Source organism: Flavobacterium sp. FlaQc-28 (assembly GCF_044007415.1).
Taxonomy (GTDB): Bacteria; Bacteroidota; Bacteroidia; order Flavobacteriales; family Flavobacteriaceae; genus Flavobacterium.
The window spans coordinates 221370-243268 of sequence record NZ_JBIPCM010000003.1 but is presented as its reverse complement, the minus strand read 5'-3'; the positions used below and the strand labels follow the sequence as shown (position 1 = coordinate 243268).

General features: G+C 31.5%; 20 protein-coding genes. 8 read left to right on the top strand and 12 right to left on the bottom strand.

Annotated elements, in window-relative coordinates; translation table 11 throughout:
• Positions 1-5: 5 nt before the first annotated feature.
• Positions 6-2426 (top strand): heavy metal translocating P-type ATPase, encoded by a 2421-nt coding sequence (locus tag ACHRVL_RS10640; protein WP_395412553.1) that lies wholly within the window; start codon positions 6-8, stop codon positions 2424-2426.
• A gap of 348 nt (positions 2427-2774) precedes the next feature.
• Positions 2775-2990, top strand: a complete 216-nt coding sequence (locus ACHRVL_RS10635) for a heavy-metal-associated domain-containing protein (RefSeq protein WP_089055040.1) — start codon at positions 2775-2777, stop codon at positions 2988-2990.
• A gap of 106 nt (positions 2991-3096) precedes the next feature.
• On the opposite strand, the gene ACHRVL_RS10630 is transcribed toward ACHRVL_RS10635, so the two are convergent.
• Both ACHRVL_RS10630 and ACHRVL_RS10625 read right to left on the bottom strand, forming a co-directional pair.
• The gene (locus ACHRVL_RS10630) at positions 3097-4638 is read right to left on the bottom strand and encodes a hypothetical protein (protein ID WP_395412552.1); all 1542 of its coding nucleotides are present in this window, start codon (positions 4636-4638) and stop codon (positions 3097-3099) included.
• A 436-nt stretch (positions 4639-5074) separates the two neighbouring features.
• On the bottom strand, positions 5075-5812 hold the full coding sequence (locus ACHRVL_RS10625) for a hypothetical protein (RefSeq protein ID WP_395412550.1): 738 nt from the start codon (positions 5810-5812) through the stop codon (positions 5075-5077).
• An 18-nt stretch (positions 5813-5830) separates the two neighbouring features.
• Here ACHRVL_RS10625 and ACHRVL_RS10620 point away from each other — a divergent pair, with 18 nt between their 5' ends.
• The 6 genes from ACHRVL_RS10620 to ACHRVL_RS10595 all read left to right on the top strand — a co-directional run bounded on the left by ACHRVL_RS10620 (position 5831) and on the right by ACHRVL_RS10595 (position 12509).
• Positions 5831-5971: a hypothetical protein gene (locus ACHRVL_RS10620; protein ID WP_395412548.1), complete on the top strand. Its 141-nt coding sequence runs from the start codon at positions 5831-5833 to the stop codon at positions 5969-5971.
• 81 nt (positions 5972-6052) lie between these two features.
• A complete protein-coding gene (locus ACHRVL_RS10615) occupies positions 6053-7234 on the top strand; it encodes an MFS transporter (protein WP_395412545.1) in 1182 nt (393 codons plus the stop codon).
• 109 nt (positions 7235-7343) lie between these two features.
• The gene (locus tag ACHRVL_RS10610; protein WP_395412543.1) at positions 7344-8618 is read left to right on the top strand and encodes a histidine-type phosphatase; all 1275 of its coding nucleotides are present in this window, start codon (positions 7344-7346) and stop codon (positions 8616-8618) included.
• 358 nt (positions 8619-8976) lie between these two features.
• Positions 8977-9486 (top strand): GNAT family N-acetyltransferase, encoded by a 510-nt coding sequence (locus ACHRVL_RS10605; protein ID WP_395413015.1) that lies wholly within the window; start codon positions 8977-8979, stop codon positions 9484-9486.
• 310 nt (positions 9487-9796) lie between these two features.
• Positions 9797-11836, top strand: coding sequence for a site-specific recombinase (locus tag ACHRVL_RS10600; protein WP_395412541.1), 2040 nt, complete (start codon positions 9797-9799; stop codon positions 11834-11836).
• A gap of 214 nt (positions 11837-12050) precedes the next feature.
• Complete coding sequence (locus tag ACHRVL_RS10595; RefSeq protein ID WP_089055047.1) at positions 12051-12509, top strand: RNA methyltransferase; 459 nt, start codon at positions 12051-12053, stop codon at positions 12507-12509.
• A 24-nt stretch (positions 12510-12533) separates the two neighbouring features.
• Here ACHRVL_RS10595 and ACHRVL_RS10590 read toward each other — a convergent pair whose 3' ends face one another.
• The 10 genes from ACHRVL_RS10590 to ACHRVL_RS10545 all read right to left on the bottom strand — a co-directional run bounded on the left by ACHRVL_RS10590 (position 12534) and on the right by ACHRVL_RS10545 (position 21735).
• Entirely contained in the window at positions 12534-12893 is a 360-nt protein-coding gene (locus tag ACHRVL_RS10590) for a hypothetical protein (RefSeq protein WP_395412538.1), read from the bottom strand.
• 748 nt (positions 12894-13641) lie between these two features.
• The gene (locus tag ACHRVL_RS10585; RefSeq protein ID WP_395412537.1) at positions 13642-14202 is read right to left on the bottom strand and encodes a hypothetical protein; all 561 of its coding nucleotides are present in this window, start codon (positions 14200-14202) and stop codon (positions 13642-13644) included.
• Positions 14203-14402: 200 nt separating this feature from the next.
• Positions 14403-14696, bottom strand: a complete 294-nt coding sequence (locus ACHRVL_RS10580; protein ID WP_395412535.1) for a hypothetical protein — start codon at positions 14694-14696, stop codon at positions 14403-14405.
• A 191-nt stretch (positions 14697-14887) separates the two neighbouring features.
• On the bottom strand, positions 14888-15139 hold the full coding sequence (locus ACHRVL_RS10575) for a HigA family addiction module antitoxin (RefSeq protein WP_395412533.1): 252 nt from the start codon (positions 15137-15139) through the stop codon (positions 14888-14890).
• Between the two features lie 67 nt (positions 15140-15206).
• Positions 15207-16307 (bottom strand): Fic family protein, encoded by a 1101-nt coding sequence (locus ACHRVL_RS10570; protein WP_395412530.1) that lies wholly within the window; start codon positions 16305-16307, stop codon positions 15207-15209.
• Positions 16308-16436: 129 nt separating this feature from the next.
• Positions 16437-17507 (bottom strand): restriction endonuclease, encoded by a 1071-nt coding sequence (locus ACHRVL_RS10565; protein ID WP_395412528.1) that lies wholly within the window; start codon positions 17505-17507, stop codon positions 16437-16439.
• A gap of 145 nt (positions 17508-17652) precedes the next feature.
• Positions 17653-18540, bottom strand: a complete 888-nt coding sequence (locus ACHRVL_RS10560; protein ID WP_395412526.1) for a hypothetical protein — start codon at positions 18538-18540, stop codon at positions 17653-17655.
• The gene (locus ACHRVL_RS10555) at positions 18541-20697 is read right to left on the bottom strand and encodes an NACHT domain-containing protein (RefSeq protein ID WP_395412525.1); all 2157 of its coding nucleotides are present in this window, start codon (positions 20695-20697) and stop codon (positions 18541-18543) included.
• 261 nt (positions 20698-20958) lie between these two features.
• Positions 20959-21372 (bottom strand): hypothetical protein, encoded by a 414-nt coding sequence (locus ACHRVL_RS10550; protein WP_395412523.1) that lies wholly within the window; start codon positions 21370-21372, stop codon positions 20959-20961.
• Between the two features lie 36 nt (positions 21373-21408).
• Positions 21409-21735: a helix-turn-helix domain-containing protein gene (locus ACHRVL_RS10545; RefSeq protein WP_395412521.1), complete on the bottom strand. Its 327-nt coding sequence runs from the start codon at positions 21733-21735 to the stop codon at positions 21409-21411.
• Positions 21736-21899: the final 164 nt, after the last annotated feature.

Below are 21899 nucleotides of genomic sequence, written 5' to 3'. Positions count from 1 at the left end.
GAATTATGGCAACAAATAATAATACTAAGGAAACAATTTTCATTCCGCTGGAAAACGTAGAGAGTGAGCACTGTGCTTTAATCGTAGATAAAGGATTAGCAGAGGTTAAAGGTGTTGAAACTCATAAAGTAGAAGTAAACAATCGCAGAGCTGTTATTACCGTAAAAGGAAATGAAACTGTTGGCAATGCTGTAAAGACTATCAAAGACTTAGGATATGGTGTCCCAACCGTAAAAAAAACTTTTCCTGTTCTAGGCATGACGTGTGCGTCTTGTGCAGGCAGCGCAGAAAGTATTGTATCGTATGAATTAGGAGTAGTTGATGCATCGGTAAATTTTGCAACTGGAAATTTAACGGTGGAGTATCTTCCGAATCTAACAGATGCAAATAAACTTCAAAAAGCGGTTCAAGCTGTTGGTTACGATTTACTTATTGAAGACGAAGCTAAGCAGCAAGAATCTTTAGAAGCTATTCATGCTGAGAATTTCAAAAAATTAAAAAATAAAACCATTTGGGCAGTTCTATTATCACTGCCTGTGGTAACTATTGGTATGTTTTTTATGGATATGCCATATGGCAATGAAATTATGTGGCTTTTTTCTACACCGGTAATTCTTTGGTTAGGGAAAGATTTCTTTATAAACGCATGGAAACAAACGAAACATGGTTCTGCCAATATGGATACGCTGGTGGCTTTAAGTACAGGAATTGCGTATTTGTTTAGTGTATTCAACATGTTATTTATGGATTTTTGGCATCAACGAGGATTGCATGCTCACGTATATTTTGAAGCAGCAGCAGTAGTCATTGCATTTATACTTCTAGGTAAATTATTGGAAGAAAAAGCCAAAGGAAATACTTCATCAGCAATAAAGAAACTTATGGGTTTACAGCCCAAAACCGTGATGGTTATTCAGCCTGATGGCACCGAGAAACAAACCGCTATTGAGGATGTACATGCTGGAGCAATTATCTTGGTAAAACCGGGTGAAAAAATTGCTGTAGACGGAATGGTGATTTCGGGAAATTCGTACGTTGATGAAAGTATGTTGAGCGGAGAACCTGTTCCTGTGTTGAAAAAAGAGAATGAAAAGGTTTTTGCTGGAACAATAAATCAAAAAGGAAGTTTTCAGTTTGAAGCTGTTAAAGTTGGTAGAGAAACCATGCTTGCGCAAATCATTAGAATGGTGCAAGATGCACAAGGAAGTAAGGCTCCTGTGCAAAAATTAGTAGATAAAATTGCAGGTATTTTTGTTCCTATTGTTATTGGTATAGCAATATTAACTTTTATTGCTTGGATAGTTTTAGGAGGTGATAATGCTGTGGCGCAAGCTTTATTGGCTGCCGTTACGGTATTGGTAATTGCTTGTCCTTGTGCCTTAGGTCTTGCAACACCTACAGCTATTATGGTAGGAGTTGGTAAAGGTGCCGAAAATGGTATACTAATTAAAGATGCCGAAAGTTTAGAATTAGCCAGAAAAGTTACTGCTATTGTTTTGGACAAGACTGGAACTATTACTGAAGGAAAACCGCAAGTAACAGGTGTTAAATGGTTAGATAATAATGATATAACAAAAGATATTTTACTAAGTATTGAAAAGCAATCTGAACACCCTTTAGCAGAAGCTGTAGTGAAAAATTTAGACGGTGTGCAAAGTGTGTCTTTATCAGGTTTTGACAGTATTACTGGTAAGGGAGCGAAAGCAGTTTATAATAACGAAACCTATTTTGTAGGTAACAAAAAATTATTGGCTGAAAATAATATTACGATTGCTGATTCATTAGTAGAGCAAGCTGATGCTTGGGGCAAAGAGTCTAAAACCGTAATTTGGTTTGCCAGTAGTAAAGAAGCGCTTTCGGTTATTGCAATTTCCGATAAAATAAAAGAAACATCTGTAGAAGCGATTAAGCAAATGCAAGATATGGGGATTGAACTGTATATGCTGACAGGGGATAATGAGGCTACTGCAAAAGCGATCGCTGAACAAACAGGGATAAAACATTATAAAGCAGAGGTAATGCCTCAGTATAAAGCTGATTTTGTAAAAGAACTGCAGCAGCAAGGTAAAGTTGTAGCAATGGTTGGGGATGGTATAAACGACAGTACGGCATTAGCAACTGCTGATGTAAGTATTGCAATGGGCAAGGGAAGTGACATCGCAATGGATGTAGCAAAAATGACTATTATTTCATCAGATCTTAATAAAATACCTCAAGCTATTCGTTTGTCTAAACAAACAGTAGCAACTATAAAGCAAAACTTATTCTGGGCATTTATTTATAATCTAATTGGTATTCCACTTGCTGCGGGAGTATTGTATCCAATAAACGGATTCTTGCTAAACCCAATGATTGCTGGAGCTGCAATGGCCTTGAGCAGTGTTAGTGTAGTAAGCAACAGTTTGCGTTTAAAATGGAAAAAGTAAACCTTGATGCGTTTGCTAGAACGGCGGTTTCCTAATTTATATGCCGCCGTTTTAAATTAATTTTTAGTTTAATTGATTTATTTATGGACCTCATTTTCCCTCTTCATTGCGATTTTTGAAGCAGGTTAAATGAGGTCTTTTTTTTTTTTGAAATAAAATTCTATAATAACAAAGTATGTAAAAAAACTTTGAACCTTTGTCTCTTAGAACCTCAGTATCTCAGAACCTCAGAACCTTTTTGTAAAACAATCAGTAAATATCACAAATCAAATACGGAATATTATAAGCAAACTGAGGTAAAAATGGCGGAAATTTGCTGTATCAAATAATTATAAAACATCATACAAAATGGAAAATAAAAATCTTCAATTCAAAACAACCCTTAATTGCGGCGGGTGTGTAGCCAAAGTAAAATCTGATTTAGACAATGCTAAAGGTATTACTCAATGGAATGTAGATACTGATAATGCTGATAAAATCCTTACGGTTCAATCAGAAGGAGCAACAGAGGACGAAATAGTTGCTATTATTAAAAGTAAAGGTTTTAAAGCAGAGCCTATATAAGCTTAGACTTTTTCTTGTCTTTTTAAAATACAATATCGTTCTTATTTAAATGCAAAAAGCGTCAGTTTTCAATAGAAAATTGACGCTTTTTTATTTATATAGAATTTTAATTTTCGCAAAAGGAGCCTATCTGCTTTAAATGCCTCTCTGTTTGGTATTTATTAAAATTATCCCACTTAGGAGGAAAGTTTGTTTTTTGTCCGTACATAGCATCCAAACAAATATTATTTTCTTTGTATTTATGATGCAAAACTTCTAGAATTTTAAAGAAGAATTCATCCAGCATTACAATGGTTTCAAATTCAATTTTTAATGTATTATAGTTTTCATCTGAAGAATTTAAAAGCTGTAGTAAATTTAAAACTTCATTCTTTTCTTCTTCATTGATTTCAGTTGAATAGCCCATTTTTAAAGTTTTAAAAACGAGATTATTCCACGCCCTACTGTCATGCGCCCATTGTACATCAGGTAAGTTCAACGAATGTTCACAAATTAAAATAATCGAGAAAAGAACATCATTTAAGTATTGTGCCGGAAACTCATCAAAACTTCTGAATTCAAAACCGCTTTGGTACATTTTTTCCTGATTAAAATCAAGACCAATTTCCGAGAGCATCTCGTATTCCATTTCGGCTTCAACTTGATCACGCCACCAAATGTTTTCTTCTTTTGTAAACTTCAGTAATTTTCTAAAATCATCAACTTTATAAGTTAGAATTTTTCCTTTTGGCATTGCTTTATTGTAAGTGCCTACGCCTATGTAGCGAGACATAGCGTTGCGCATAGAACCCAAAGTAAATTTTTTGTCCATGCTGTAAGTGTCACTTATTACTCCCATAATATCGGGACTTCCAAGAGTAGCTATAAAAAATGGCTCAAACCATTGCAATAGATAAATGGCGTTAGAATGTGTTTTTTCAAAATCATTATAATCTACAATTCTACTGTCTTCAGTTAATGATGGTAAAGTAATATGAAAATGATACGTTCCGTTATTAAATAAAACCAAATTTTCCTGATTTGTCATAAACATATTAAGACCATTGTTGTAGTCTGGAAAATCTAATTTTCCGTTCAATATGCGCGATTCGTTTATTTTATCAATAAAAAGCTTTTTGGTCGCTTTTAGTTCTTTGCACGAATCAACTACCGTTCTGTTTTCAAAATATTTAGTTACAAATTCGATAGAATCACCATCAAAATGAACAGATCCCATCGTTTTGTTTCTTTGAGTAATCATACTCTGAATATTATAAGGCTGATCTTCCAGGAAAAGTTCCATAATAGATTTTCCAAGATAATCAGGATTTTCTATAGGTTGTGCGCTTACTTCGCCGTTTTCGGCAGTAGGTAATGGCTTTACTGGCGATAATGTTTTGTGCTGATAGTTTATATCGAGTTTTTCCAAAGAATGACTATTCATCATTCTGCTTACGGTATAACTTTCATTCAAGTTAAAAGCTTTTTTTAAAACAGGAGCAAGGCTTTCTGGTTTGTAACATTTTCTATAATCAATACTGTATTTCTCAAAACCAATTTTTTCTTGTATAAATTCACCAGAGACTATCAAGGGATCTGCAAATTGCAAATAGGTTTCATTCTCTAATCCAATTCCCCAATAATATTTTTTTGTCTGATTGTCTTTCATTTATACTTTTTTTCTTTTTTATGGTTGATAAAACTTTTTTAGATTGATATTTTTTACTGATAAACACGAATCTAATTCTGTTAAAATTAGGGACAAGAAACCTTGTAACGGATTAAGCATTATTGTTGCCTCCATTATAAAAGTTTTTCGTTTACTTTTAAAAATATAGGAAATTATCGTTTAGAAATTGTGCATTTATATCGACTGAAAGAGGAATAAAAAAATAAAATTTTACAATTGGGTTATAAAATAATTATCGTTATTAATCGCTTTTATATCAATAATTTAAGCTGGAGTATAGCGTAGACGGAACTTTTGCAATACTTGTTTTTTTCTAAGCTGCAAAAGTAGTGAATAATTAGATTATTTCCAAGCTGTTAGTGCAATGGAAATGAATATGTTTTTTTAGGGTTTTAAAATAAAACTCAAAAGCTTTTTACTCGTGATAATAAAAAACATAAGAAGAGTACAATTCGTCATTCCACCAATCTTTTCTAATTTCCGAAAAGTAGTTGTAATTCAGCTTTCCAGCTTGCGATTGCAGCGGATAAATAACTACACCATTTACTCGATAAGCTTTGTGTAAATCAGTTTCAGGGACAACAGGAACAATATGTCCAGAAAGACCTTTTTCTCTTCTTTTGGCGCAAATTATTCCAATGCCGCCATTAGTATTTACCTTGTTTTGAATTTCATCAGGACTAAACATCCTTTCCCAGCCAAAAGCAGAACCCCATTGTAAAAACCAATCGTGTATAGCGCTAGAGTAAATGCGATCAACCGTTTCTTCAAAAACAGCTTCGACCTCTTGTCCATTTAATATTTTTTCTAGAGCTTCATTAGTCCACCAAACTGTTGGGAGATAAACTCTAGAGAACCAGCAATAATCATAAGAATAGACATTACAATAGGTGTCTTCTACAGTTCTTTGATATCTAATGTTTTTTTCAACATCCAATTTGTCTATCAGCCGCGCAATACTTTCTTTTTTACTCGCTGCATTTGTTAAATCTCTATACGGAATGTCAGAATCAGAAAGAGGAGTTTCCTTCATTTCCATCGAATCTAATCTGGATTTTAGATTAGGTAATAAATCAGCTTTTACTATTTTATCATTTGACACAGGATTATTTTCAAAAGCTAATGATCCTGCTGCTATGTTATATTCTGTCATCTTGAATGCTTAAAATTAATGGACATAAACCAGCAGGAATTTGTATTCGTGCCATTTGGTTTTATCGCCAAAAAAGTAAATATAGGGATTTTGAACTTTTCTAACCCTTATAGAAACGGACAAATTATGAAAATATTAGGATTATTTTCGTTTCCATAAGTGGTCTTTCTTTTTAATTAAGAATTATCCATTAGCTTCCAGCGTGAGTTTTCTCTATCTTTGCATTTTTAAAAATACTTCATGAATTCCCCTGTTAAAGCCGTTCATCCCATATATAATCTTCAGTTTGGATTAGTTTGTTTAAGTTCATTACTCTTTTCAGCTAGTTTCAATATGCTGATTCCTGAACTCCCTGAATATCTGAGTAAAATGGGCGGAGCAGAATACAAAGGTTTAATTGTGGCGTTTTTTACATTAACGGCTGGAATTTCAAGACCATTCAGCGGTCGATTGACCGATACTTTAGGTAGAGTTCCTGTTATGGCAGTAGGCTCAATCGTATGTTTTGTCTGTGGCATTCTGTATCCCGTTTTAGGAACTGTTTCTGGTTTTTTGTTTTTACGATTAATTCATGGATTTTCGACAGGATTTAAACCTACAGCAACTGCAGCTTATGTTGCGGATATTGTTCCAAGAGAACGTTGGGGAGAAGCTTTGGGTTTACACGGACTCTGTTTTTCTATCGGAATGGCTTTGGGGCCGGCGATTGGGAGTACGATTAAAATATATTCCTCTATGAATATGCTCTTCTATGCCTCTTCTGTTTTTGCACTTTTGTCTATTGTGATTTTAATGAATATGAAAGAAACGTTGAAACACAAACAACGTTTTAGTCTGCGTATCCTTAGAATTTCGAGAAAAGACATTATTGCTGTAGAAGTACTGCCGGCAGCTATAGTTACTTTTCTTTCTTATATGGCTTACGGAGTAATATTGACATTAATTCCTGATTGGAGCCAGTATCTAGGAATAACCAATAAAGGTTTGTTTTTTATGGTCTTTACAATTACTTCGGTAATGATTCGTTTTGGAGCAGGAAAAGCATCTGATAAATATGGTCGTTTGCATTTAATAGGTATTGGACTTTTCTTTTTAATTATATCACTAGTAATTGTCGGGTTTTCAACATCAATCAGCGGACTTTTAATAGGCGCAGCAATCTATGGAATCTCGACAGGAATTGTATCACCAGCTCTTAATGCTTGGACGGTTGATATGAGTTTTCCAGATCATCGAGGAAAAGCAATGGCAACAATGTACATTGCACTTGAGGCAGGAATTGGTCTTGGCGCTCTTGTAGCTGGATGGATGTATCAAGATGTAATTGCAAAAATTCCGATGCTTATGTACGCCAGTGCTGCAATGGTTTTTCTGGCTCTTACTTACGTTTGGATGCGATTGCGAAATACTAAAAGTACTTAATTTTAAGATCCCATTGCTGTAAAATTGTTAATGATAATTTAATGATATAGTTTACTGCATCTGATTTCTAGTATTTGGAATATATTTACTTTTCAAAAACGAAATCAAAATGAGAAAAACTACTTTATCATTATTATTTACGCTGATTAATCTATCTTTTGTTTTAGCTCAAACAACCCAGCAGGAATTATTTGATACTCCCGAAAAAACTGCAGGGGTATATTATGCTTATCCAGAAAAAGATATTGTACCTCTTAGACCTGTTCCAAAGGGGTATGAAGCATTTTATATTAGTCATTTTGGGCGTCACGGCTCTCGTTATTTAATAAGTGATAATGATTATAAAGATGTCATCAATTTATTTGAAGATGCTGATAAAAATGGATCTTTAACTGATTTAGGTAAAGATGCTTTGAAGCGCTTACAGCAGCTTTGGACTGAAGTTGAATTTAGAGGAGGTGATCTTTCCCCGTTAGGGCAAAGAGAACAAAGAGGTATCGCGGAACGTATGTATGCAAATTATCCTAAAGTGTTTGCAAAAGAGGCTCAAGTAGAGGCAAGTGCCACATCGGTATTGCGAGTTGCACTAAGCATGGATGCTTTTTGCGAACGAATAAAAGAATTTAATCCAAACTTAGAGATTACTCGAAATGCTGGTGTAAAATGGCAGCAATATTTGAATTATCATACAAAAGAAGCGATTGCTTTTAGAAGTGCTAAAGATACTTGGAAAGAAGATTTTCTAAAATTTGAGGCTGCTCATACCCAGCCAGATCGTTTAATAAAATCTCTATTTTCTAACAATGCTTATATCCTTAAGAAAGTGAATTCAAATGATCTTATGAATAAGTTATTTGCGATCGCGGGAGGAATGCAAAATACCGAAACAAAGTTGTCATTTTATGATTTGTTCGAAAAACAAGAACTGTTTGATTTATGGCAGACCAGTAATTATCGTATATATGTAAATGATGCAAACGCAGCTCTTAATAATGGGATTATGTTTGAAAATCAAAAACCTACCCTGAAAAATATCCTTGAAAATGCCAACAAGATTATTGCATCAAAAGGAAAAGGCGCAACACTGCGTTTTGCACATGATGGCAATATAATTCCGTTAGCAATGCTGCTTCATTTAGACGGAAGTTACAATAGCATTTCAGATTCGAATAAGTTTTATGAAGCTTGGAGCAGTTTTAAAATTGCGCCTATGGCAGGGAACATACAAATTGTATTTTTCAGAAAACGAAAATCAGATGATATTCTTGTAAAATTTCTTTTGCATGAAAAAGAAATATTGGTTCCAACTATTCAAACAGACAAAGCGCCTTATTATCATTGGAAAGATGTAGAAAAGTATTATAAAAATTTGCTTTCGACTTAAAAATGAAAAAATGATGAGATTAAAATTCTCATCATTTTTTGTTTACTGCAATATCAAAATGATATAATCGTATCATTTTGATAGGACAATCATTCGTTTAGGAAGATCTTAATTTTGGTATAACCTAAACACAGACAGCTTGTAACACGTTCAAAAGAGGCGTAATGCCAGAATTGGTATATGTTTTGGAAATATTTTTTTGTAGCAGCATTATTAATTAAATCAAAAAGCTAAACAAGATATGAAAACCAGACAACCTGTTTTGGACTTTTTAGGCAAAGACTTTTTATTTTCTGAACCAGCGATTTTATCAATCCATAATCAAGGGGCAGAAGAATCACCAAATTTTACTATAGAAATTGCTAATGTGAACCATGTGTTTTGGTTAAATGAAATTTGCAATACTACGCTGTCATCAGCTTTAGCTCGGGGAACAGGAATCTCAGGGCGTTCTCCAGAATTACTGGAAGAAAAAATGAAAAAAGGTGAAGCTGTGATTGCTTTTGCATCAGATGGAACCTGGGCTGGTTTTTCGTTTATTTCTGATTGGAATAATGGGGAGTATGTCTCTAATTCTGGATTGATCGTAGCGCCGCAATTTAGGCATACGGGTTTGGCAAAAAAAATCAAACAAAAAATTTTCTCGCTCAGCCGTCAAAAATATCCTGAAGCTAAAATATTTAGTCTTACAACAGGACTTGCAGTAATGAAAATGAATCACGAACTGGGTTTTGAACCCGTTATTTATTCTGAACTAACTACTGATGATGCTTTTTGGCAGAATTGTAAGTCTTGTGTTAATTGTTCTATCTTAATGAGTAAAGAGCGAAAAAATTGTTTGTGTACAGCCATGCTTTATAATCCTTAACAAGATAACATATTGTAAATCTTTAATATCTATAGTGTTTATTAATAGTGTTTTATGTATAAATATTCTAGCTTTTATTCTAAAATAATTAGTTAATTGTAATTACTTCGTCTGTACGTTTCGTTCGGACGTTTTTTTTCTATTTAAACACATGAAAACGTAGATTTTATGGCTAAATAGAATGTCGTGAAAAATACTTTAAGATAAAATTTAAAAAGACTATAATTCTTAAACAGTATATTGCAATACTAAACAAGCTTTCTTTCTATATACTATATAAGAGAATTTGCTGTAATAAAATTTGATTGGAATGAAATTGAGGAGAAAAAGAAAAACAACATTAAAAGACTATTTTGAAAAAAACTTTAATAACGATTTACCAGCAGAATCTTATAGCGAAAATGTAGAACTGCTTGTAAAACTAGTAAATTTAATTCGGCCGAAAAACCCAAAAACAGCTGTTGTAGTTGACTTGTCAGAGTTAATTAAGCTGCTTCGCGAAAATCAAAATTACCGCAATGGATTGATGATTTGCATTAATGCACATCTAGAAAAAAAGAAGTTTAATAAAATCCTTTCAGATGCAGGTATTCTTCAAGATGCCAATTTCTTTTTCGAAGTACGAAAAAGGATTTTTGCTAAATTAATTCCGGAACAGCCGGAAAAAGATACCTTACAATTTATTCTAAATCAGATATTCTTTGTCAATACAGACCCAATATGGATTAAAAAAGTACCTAAAAAACAAATATTCGAATTATTTTCATTGTTGCAATTTCGTTCTATTTATCAATTGAAAGAAGATAATGCATCATTTAATGAGCTTATTTTTGCAATGGAGGTGATTACCTACCGTATTTGCGGATCAGCAATGGAAACCGATGTAATACGGATGGTTCCTGAATATGAAAATCTCGAAAGTCCCTTTATAGCTTTTCAACGAGAATTATTGCTGATGAATGAAAGACTAATCGAATCTTCTGAAAAATCAATAAATGAGGATGATTTAGGCTACAAACAGTTAATTATTTTGCACAAGCAATGCGTTGATTATATTGAAACTGCATTTAAAAACAGTAATAAATTTGGAATTTCATTACATGTAAATCAAAGTCTTTTAAGAATCCGTCAGCAGCTTGAGCGTTTGAAATCGCTTTTACCAATTTTGATACAAGGTAATGGAGAAGAGGCTACAAGAAATACAATTTCGCTGTCGTATAAACTCATTAAATACAATTGTGACAAAAACAATATTCGAAAATTGGTCAATGAAAGTACTCAGCTTTTATCTTATGAAATAACCCAGCATACGGCTGATACAGGCGAACATTATATCACCAACGATCGTAAGGAATATTACAAAATGTTCTTTTCGGCAGCTGGAGGTGGTTTTATAGTTGGAATTTTATGTATTATCAAACTCTTGTTAGGAAAGGTTGAAACCAGTGGATTTGGTCATATCTTTTTATATAGTATGAATTATTCGATTGGATTCATCATTATATATATTCTCGGATTTACACTTGCGACAAAGCAGCCGGCAATGACTGCTTCAGCATTAGTTAGAGCCTTGCAAGAAGGATTCAAGCAAAAAACACAAGACAAAAAAAACTATAAGTATAAAGAGTTTGCCATTTTTTTTGCACGAGTGTTTCGTTCACAGTTCATAGCTTTTGTAGGGAATGTGATTATAGCCTTTCCAGTTTCATTGCTCGGAATCTGGGCTATCGATCAAATATTTCATTATAATATTGCCAAGGAAAAATGGCCGACTTTAATTTACGATTTAAATCCTATTTATTCAGCAGCAATATTTCATGCAGCTATAGCAGGTGTATTTTTATTCCTATCTGGAATTATTGCCGGTAGTATTGCCAATCGCGATAAGCATAATCATATCTATTATCGTATTCAAGAGCATCCTTTACTAAAGTTGAGTTTAGGTAAAAAATGGACAAAGAAGCTGGCATCATTATATGAAAACAAATGGGCAGGAATTGTTTCTAATTTTTGGTTTGGTGTTTTTATGGGAAGTACCGTTTTCATTGGAATATTCTTTGGGCTAAATATTGATATCAGACATATAACTTTCGCAAGTGGAAATTTTGCAATGGCATTATATGGCGCCGACTTTTATCTTACGCAAGAAATATTTTTTTGGTCTATTTTAGGTATCGGGCTTATTGGTTTAGTCAATTTTATGGTAAGTTTCAGTTTATCACTTGGACTTGCTTTTCGTTCTCGAAATATTCCTCTTTTAGAACTTAGGCAAGTAGCACGAGCTATCTTTAGATATTTTTTAAATAAACCTTCGCATTTCTTTTTTCCGCCAAAAAAGAGCACACTATAAAGACCTCTTTTGCGTCACCTTTTTTAGGATTTAAACAGCAAGAGTATTAAAATGATACTTGCAACCCGAAAAAGGAGAAGTAAAATAATAAATGATTTTTTTAAGTAGATTGTAAAAAGGTGCTAGTTTCATTAGAAATTAGCGCCTTTTATACTATTTGTTGTATCTCAATAAAAAATTGATTTATACTTAAACAGTTTGTATTTTTGCCACTATGAATGATAATTTTACAAACGAGTACTTTGGAATAGGAATACAAAATGGTAAAACACCCGAAAATTTAGGTGTCTTGTGGCGATCAGCTCAAAACTTGGGTGCAACTTTTATATTTACCATAGGGAATCGATATGCCAAACAAGCCTGTGATACTCACGATGCCGTAAAAGCGATTCCATACTTTCATTACGATACTTTTGAAGCATTTCTTGAAAATCTGCCTAAAGGAGCGCGATTAGTAGGTGTTGAACTAAACGAAAGAGCTTCTGATTTAGAAACCTATGAACACCCAAGACGTTGTGTTTATTTATTGGGCGCAGAAGATCACGGTTTATCCAAAAAAGTAATGGAAAAATGCCACCATTTGGTAAAATTCAAATCAGTAAAAAGTTTAAATGTTGCGGTGGCGGGAACTATTGTTATGTACGACAGAAACTTGGCTAAACCGCGGTCGTAAAACGATAATTTCTTATTCTTTGAACTAGTTTAGCTTTTCACTGCTTTTTATCCTCAAACAATGTTCAGCTCCTAAATAGAGTGGATTTCCGTGTTTTTCAGACCAAAATCCATCCAGAACATCTTTGGTTAGGCATCGATAGACAGCAACTCCTTTGTAAGTTTTGTTGTCTTCACCTTTGTAGTTGAAATTGATAACCAGAATATTGTCCTTAAAGAAACCAGAACCTTTTTGTTCTTGTGAATTATTAATAAGCCATTTCGCTTTAATTCTATTGTTTTTATCTAATGATAAACTCAAAACACCTTTATAGGTAATTTCATGGTTTTCGTCTTGATTCTTTCCCGAAATTGAATAATCACCAACTAAATCTTGTATTGTCATTTATTTCCCGATGCAATATCTAATTTCTCTTTATTTATCAGGGGTTTTGAGGGTAGAGGTGTACAGGAGGTGTAGTGATTTTATAAAGCTATAGACAATTTATTATATTAAAAATAATTAGCTATACCTACTATTAATTTCGACAGTACGAAAATACGATGAAAAATAATGATTCTATTGAATTTACAAGTGATAAGAGAAATGTGTTGTTAATTTTTTTGTAAGTTTGTACTTGGTTAAGGTTTTAAAAATATTAACATATATAAAATCTGGGTCGCTTGTTTTGTCAGTTCTTTGAGAATTTGCATCTTATTGATGTATGTGTTGTAACTCTTTCCCATGTAATTTTACATGGTCAATTTAAATTTAGAGAAATTATGAAAATAAATATTTTACACTTAGCAGTTTTTTACTGTCTTACACAGTTTGGAGAGAATATCTCTTTGGTTTTGGGTCCTGTTGGAATCGTCGGAGGATTCGTCTAACACACTCGAATTTAAATGCAAATCTTATGGTAACGGAAATAGGAAATCAGGTTCGATTCCTGGATCCTCCACAAAAAAAGCTGTCTTTTTAGACAGCTTTTTTACTTTCATGTCAAGTTTTACGTTAATGTGAAGTTGATCAAATACTAGCAATATTTTTTCGACCAAGATGATGTTCTTGAAGATTTTAAATATTTCAGTTATGATAATTGAACAATTTATTATATGGGCTGTTAGCGTAGGTTTTGTGTTTTCTAATTCTCTTAAGTGTTTTTTAAATCCTCTCGCATTGCTTTAATTATTTCATCTTCAATATCTTTAAAGTCAGCGCTTCTAAGGCGATGTGAAGCTTCAACAGCTTTTAATGCTGAACTTGCGAGCAATTTAGAATCTACTCCTGGTGTTCTGTAAATTATATAATCATGGAAAATCTCAAAGCATTCTTGATATTCTTTATTCAGTTTCTCTATTAGTTCTAAAATTGATGGTTTTAAAAAAGGCTGATTAATTCTATAGTAATTAATAAAATCATCAGATTCTTTAAATAATTCAATTATCATTTGATTATCATTATCATAAGCTCCATAGATTCCATATTTTTGCAGTTTACTTTTAAAACTGTAAACCCTTTTCAATAATTCTTTATGAATTTCAATTTTTTCTTTGAAAATTCCAGAGTAGGCGATTTTGTATGTTTCTAGGTTTTTCTCAAGTGATGACTTTATGTAGACATAAAAAATAATGTTACCAAGTAAAGCTACTAATCCTGCAGATAAAGCAGTAATTACAATTTCAGTTATTGGTTTTACTTCTAAAAAAATCATGATATCCCTTTTAAGTTCATTGAATGGTTGTCGTTGTTGAAAATATTAGCCAATATTTTGATATTAAGTCAGGTTTGAAATTAAGTTAAGCCTTGTTTTTTTTGATTGGCTAAATTATCCGAAATACAAAATCACCTTTCCATCAAGTCAATTGCTTAAATCGTCGTAGTAGCTGTCACCAGCAATATTTTTATAATAATTTAACTGGTCTTTATGTGTGCGAGTACTTCAAATTTAATTCTATTTTGACTTGAAGTTGAAGCGGATTTTGATGTAGAAGCCCCAGCACTAAAAACTTGTACTACAGAAATTTTCCCTCCTAAATCGTCTTTATTTTCTTCATTCGTTGTAATTGCAATGTCAAAGTCAATCTTGGTGTACTGGTCTCTAATACCTTCCGACGAATTACTCTGTTTTCTGATGTATGAACTTCCTTCTAGAACACCATCTGTGATCTGTTTAATCGTTTCTGATATGAAATCTTTTAGTTCCATTTGTTGATTTTTTTAGTTTTTTTCCTCGCTTATTAATTTTTTTTGCTTCTAATCCCCCCCCTTGTATGTAAAGAGCACTACCTTCAATTAAGTGATCTTTTTTCAGTTCTTGTTCCTCTTGTTCTAATAAATTTAGTTCTAAACGGTCAAATGTGAATTTGACACAGTGATCAGGTCTGCTTGTTATTAAGCTATTTTTTTGCTTCTTCTAAATGATAAGTAGCCTGTAGACGTAAAAAGAAATCTGCTTTTCCTCCAAAAACATTTTCAAGTCCTAATGCTATAGTTGGAGAAATTCCTTCGAGACCATTTAAAATATTAGAACCATTTAAAAGTGAAGTATCTAACAACTTCGCAATTTTACGCATTGAAAGTTTTCTCCCTTCAATAAGCTCCATCTTTAGGATTTCTCCGGGATGAATATTTCTCATTTTTCTTTCCATAACTCAAATATTTAGAATGAAGAAGTATTAAATTTAACTTTTATAACGATCTTTTTATTAAATTTATCTAAAATTTATCTTTCAAAATATAATGCGTACTTCTTCCCCCCGAATTTGCTTTAATTAATATGCCTTTATTTACTAAATCTGTTATATCCCTGAGAGCAGTATCTGGAGAAGTTTTAGTCATTTTGGCCCACTTGCTTGTATTTAAGTTACCTTCAAAATTATCTATAAGTTTATTAAGCATAATTTGTTGACGCTCATTACTTATTTTGCTTGTATTTTTAACCCAAAAATGATGCTTTTTAACCACTTTGTCAACGACTATACTTGAGTGAAGAATACTATTTTTTAAGCATTCTAAAAACCAGATGATCCATTCTGTAACGTCTAAATCGTCTTTTTGAGTTCGCTCTAGTATTGTATAATAGCTTTTCTTTTGTTTGTTTATTTCAGTAGACATACTGTAAAACCTTTGATTAACACCATCAGATTTCGAAAGCTGCATATCTGTAATTGCCCTGGCTATTCTTCCATTTCCATCGTCAAACGGATGTATAGTTATAAACCATAAGTGAGCTACAGCAGCTTTAAGCAATGATTCTAGATTTTGTTCGTTATTGTACCAATCTATAAATTTTTTCATTTCTGGCGCTAATTGTTCTGCTTTTGGAGCTTCATAGTGAACTACTTCACGGCCTATGCCACCGGAAACTACTTGCATGTCTCCTGAACGCCAATTGGCAACTTCAATTTTATGCATACCGCTTCTTCCCGTTGGGAATAGTGCAGCATGCCAACCAAACAAGCGCTCATCTGTCAATGTTTTATTGTTGTTTTGCGTAGCGTCAAGCATTAATTCTACGATTCCATCGACGTGTCTATCTGAATGTTCTAGACCGGAATATTCCAAACCAAGTCTTGTAGCGATTGAGGAACGAACTAGTTCAGGATTTAGTATTTCTCCTTCTATTTCTGAAGTCTGTATTACATCTTGAATTAAGGTTTCTAAGTTAGCTTCGTCTTTTAACTCGAAACCTAACAATTCAACTTTACCCATAAGCTTGCCTTGCAAGCTCCTTACTTCGCTTAGTAACGAAATGAATTCTTGCTCATTCCACTGTAGATTTGGCCATTTTTTAAGCTGATGGATATAGATTGCCATTAATTTTTTTGTTTATGCGGTAAATATAGTAATTAATCTCCGCAAAAAATGCGGATATTAAGTTGCTTTTTATCGCATTTTTTTAAGTGTACTCTTTTTATTGTTACTCTTAACAAGAAATCACTAGTACTAAAATCCAATTTTGATTAGCGGCTTTTGTATAACGAATTTTTGCAGATATTCTTTATATTCTTCTACAATATTTTCGGATTTTTTAATTGAAAGGTCTTTTATTTTTTCAGGATTGAAATCTTTTATAATTCGCATTTCAGTAATTTCATCGTTGAATAATTCAAAAGCAACATCTTCAAAAATTACAAATAAATAATAAGCAACTTTCCAGTATTTTTGGTCCTTTCTATTATTTAAATGAAGATGATAAAACTGAAAATTATAATGTTTTATTTCATTATCATCAGCATAATAAATTTCTTCGAAAATTCCTGTCCCACCTAATTCAACATATTCATTTTTATATTCTTCAAAGGTTGAAAGTTTTTCGCTTTTGATAAAAGTCTTTAAAAAAACTAATAATCTATAAATGTTACTTTCTTCGAAATCGTCATAATGATTATTCCGACTAATAAACATATCAAATTGCTCATAAAAGTTAATAAGTAGGAATCCGAAATCTTCAATATCAAGTTTAGTTAAGTCAATATTATTAATAATTTCTTTTAGAAATTCTATACTTGGCTTAATATTAAATTTTACCTTATAATCTTTTATGTCTGCGAAAAGCTTTTCATACCTGTTTTGCGAAAAATAAGCTTCTATAAGTTCCGGATATTGTACGAGTCTATTTTTTATTTCTTCTCCTTCAATTATAATAATTTTATATTTTTTTTTACTTTCGATTTTCTCAAGCCAAGTTCTTGCGCCATTAGTCAAGTAAGAGCTTAGTACAAAAACTAAATAATCTGGGTTTTCTGCATCAGCCCAAGTTATTTTGGAATTAATGTCATTTGGAGGAACGCCACCTGAATTGTAATGTTTACATTCAAAAAACCATTTTGTCTCGATCTTTTTTATAGGATTTATAAAGTTGTAATTTGCTTCAATGTCTCGTCCATTATCTGCTCCACCTTCTCTCCAAATTAAATTATGGAAGTTAAATTTAATCAATAAATCATAACATAAATTTTCAAACCCTCTGGGAGTAATTTCTTCAAATTTAATGTCTGCTGTCTTGTACCTCATTAGTTGTATTCTAGGTTTTTTCTAATTTGTATATAACGATCTGACGTTTGACGGAGTTGGGAATTAGTAGCGGAGTATTTTTTGATTTACGGAATATATGTAAAAAGAAAGTTCTAATATAATACCAATTTTTCCCAAACTGTTATTAGGTGTTGTTTTTTATTAAACTAGGTGTTAAATCAGTTATCTTATCGTTCTTCAATTCAATGTGATTAATAAAATAAATAATATTATTAAAATTTATTGGAAATGAAATTTCAAATTTTGAAAGTTCATTTATTACATTAATTCGGTCGGCTTTTAATATTTGTTTAGCGATAGTAGAATTTTCGTTTAATAGTTGTTTCAATTCACTCTTCAATACTGTCGATTGAAATTTTAGTCTATATTTATTTCTCAACATAGCTTCCCAATTTTTTTCTTTAAAATGTTGATATGCTAATTCACTAAATAAAGATTTCATTGCTAAATCATTTACTTCTAGATTTGCATAAATACCATTAAGCAGTCTTTCCTTTTCGGAATGTTTAGACCACTCGTCCTTTGATTTATATCTCAAACTATGATCTATTTCGTGCCAACCTTCTGATAAAATTGTTCTTAGTTGAAGTTCAAAAGTATGATCGCATAATTGAAGTAACTCGTTATTAGTTATTTTGACAATTTCCTCAAAAGTTTCTTTATGTCTCTCATCAAATCCACAAACAATGTTGGTACGCTTAGGTTTAAAAACTGTTGGCTCAACAATATCAATTTCCTCACCGACATATTTAAAAAGATCAGATACAATTTCTTTTACTAAATTAACATCATCGTAAAAGTAAGTGACAATTCGTATACCAAGAATATCTTGTATTTTCTTACCATCAATAGAGTAAGGTTTGCCTTCAGCTTTTTTTCTATCTATTTTCTCTCTAATTGAATTGAAGTCCTTTACTCGACTAAATATTCTATATAAAAGACCGACTTTATCAAGTCTTTCACATATTTTGGAACATATGTCTCTTTCTATTAGTTGTAAATCTCTACTCATTTAGTTTCCGATATGATTTAAAAAGTTCATTGCTTCTCTTGTGATGAATCCAACATCATCTTTAAAATGTAAATATTCTTTGCGGATTAATGTATCTATAACACCGTTTATCTCTTTATCTGAGTATTCGTATAAACGTTGTTTGATAACTGAAAATTTTCTTGGTTTAGGTCTTTTTTCATCAACTTGTAAAAACTGTAGAAGCACTTTTTGTTCTGTTAGTGGAGTATTACTTTCAACCGTATTTTCATCATTATCTTTACAATAGAGAGAATTTATGTCATTAATAAAATTATTGTTATCCTGACATACATAAATTGCAAAATTTTCATACACAATAGGTGTTTTGTCTTGCAGTTCACAGCTGTAAAACTTACAATTTTGAAATGATGATTTTTTAAAAGACGTTGTTGTGAAAATACAATTTTCAAAGGTAATACCTGCAAAAACAGAGTTTTCAAAAGTGTAAGTAGTAAAATTTAATTCTTTAATAGTTCTGTCGCTAAGAAAAAGAGAGTTAAAATTTCGTTTAATTTCATTTTTTAAGAAGTAATCTACATCAAAATAAAATACAGAATCATATTCAAAATTATTAACATTATATACTTCCCATAACTTATTTCTATTTTCTGTACTTTGAATTCTTGAAGCTTCTATAGATTTTTGGGCAAAATCTTGAGGAATTACTTTTGTGAAATTCGTTTTATAGTGCTCTTGAAATTTTTCTAAAATCAAATTTTCGCTTAATAAAAAGCCAAAAATAAAGTCATTAATAAAACCTACATTTCCATCGGTTCGTCGGTCTAAAAAAACGTGATTTGATAAAGTTTCTGTAAGTTCTTCTATTGTCGGCTTTACAGTATCTTTGTATTCTTTTAAGCTCGCTTGTAATATTTTGATATTGTAGTCCTTTATGAAATCTTTAATAGTTTCTTTCGTTTCAGCCGTAAAATTATATTCAGACATGAAGCGATTAAGTTTTCTGAAAATTCTAAATTGGGTTTTATTATCCAATTTTAAATTTTGTCGTTGTTGCTCCCTTGTAAGTAAATAATCGAAATATTTATCGATTAAAGTACTTTCTTTTGATAATAGAAACTCTTTCAATTTTTCCAAAGGAATATTTCTAAGATATGAAAGAAGAACTGGATTTGAAATTTGATTAATAGGAAAACCATTATCTTCAATAACACTGTATCTATCAGAAGTTAGCCAATTTTCAATAGTTGGTTCTTTTATTTCAAAACGTGCAAGTGAAAAACTTTCTATTGAAGAATTTATAGTTTCAATAAATTCTTCGCTATTCAAAATCGCAGTTTTTCTCGATGTTATTACTATTTTTGCATCGTTTTGAAGAAGATCAACAATAGTTGATAACATACTTTCCACATCTGTTTTATTACTATCTCTGGTTATTAACTCATCAAAACCATCAATAATCAACGGAATACGACCTTTATAAATTTGCTCGAGAACAACGTTCTGTTTAATACCATTTGGAAATTGCTCATCAATTTCTTTTAAGAGAATATGTTTAAAAATACGTGCTTCTCTATTTCTAGATAATTCGGTAAAAAATGGTAGTATTCTAGAATTTTCTACTGTTATACAATTCAGAATTTCGTTTGCAGTACAAGTTTTTCCGAAACCAGCTGGTGCCTCAATAATAATAAATAAAGCCCCTTTCGTCTGTGTAAAAAGTTCATTTATTTTGGTTATAATGCTGTTGTCACTTGAAGAGTAAGATTTTGCTTCTACAATTTCTCCAAAGTTGTTTTGTAAAATATAATCAAAATCGCTATCAATGTATTTGTATTTACTGTTATCTGGTAAATTAAGTAGTTGCTTCTTTATAAAGTTTTTGTACCTATTTTTTAATTGATTCCCTAAAGGTGTTTTTATAAAGAAGCCTTCGAATAAATATTCCTCAACTTCTTCCAAATTTTTGACAACTTTTAAATCTGTAGCATAACCTAACTCTGAAAATTCATTTTTGAATTCAGTAACGTCCGTTTTTTCATCAAAAGAAATTATTTCAGCTGCGTGATACATTCCATATTGCAAAGTATAAATCCTTACTTCTTCTGTAGAACTTTTGGCAATTTTGTAATTATAGGATTCAAACAACTTATCAACCAAGTTAAGTTTTTCTGTCATAATTTCTCTGTAGTTAATTTATTTTGTTAGAATAGCAATATTATTTATGTATTTTGTATAAGTCGTTTTTAGAATAGAACATAACTTACTTGTATTTGTCGTAAAACGACTCCAATGGGCCTTGTATTGATAGTAGCACTTAATTCATTAAGTTCTATCGTTTTTTTGCTAAGATATTGAAAAAAAGATTTTCAAAATTGTGGAAAACCGTAAAAAAGTAAATATTTTTTTCTTTTAATATGGTTCTACTTTCATTAGTTACTACTTAAAGTCATAAGTCACTATTTCAATTTCTTGCTTAAAAAAAGCATCAAATAAGTCACTATACCTAAAATCGGTCAAGTATTTGTCTTCAATTTCATCTGCGTATTCCGTAGCAAATTTTTTTAATGCAAAAGATGAAAATATAAATTTATATTCTGTTTTAAATCTTTGATAATCTTCCGCTACGCTCAGATAGATTGTTTTCAAAGATTCAAGATTAAAGTCCTCATCTTTTTTGTCCATAGTACATTGATTTAAAAACTCCATACAATGCAATATAAATTCAGCAGCAGAAAACCCAATTCCTCGGTTGGTTTTCCATTCAGGAAAAGACATATTCATAAAATGAATGGTTTCTTTGAATAATTCTGTTCCGGAATATTCATTCATAAGTTTATAATACTGTTCCATAGTGTATTGATGTTTTTAAGCATAATTTTTCAATTATTAAACTTCTTTTTTTTGATTGAACCACCATTCATTTTTGTATTTTTTATTAAATTCTTTCAGTTCTTTTTTATATTGTTTAATATCAAAATCATAGGGTAGAGTGAGGGCGTTTAAAAAAGGTTCTATTCGGTTATAAGTAATTAATAATTTTACTAAATTTTCTACTGAAAAATTATTTCCATTCTCAATAGAACTCACGGTTTTTCTGCTTATTCCAACTTCATCTTTGATGTCGCTTTGTACAAAATCCATATTTTGACGGAGCTTTTCAAGTTTCTGACCAATTAGAATCATGTATTCTTCTAGGGATTTTATATCTTCCATTATGTAACGTTTAGGTTATAAATTAGCAAAAAAATGATTAATGAGTAATATATTACTCATGTCTTTTCTTGGGATTATAGATCAAGATTTACTATAGTAATACATTACTATAGTTCTATAGCAATGTATTACTATAGTAAGTGCTTAATTAATAAATTAATTAA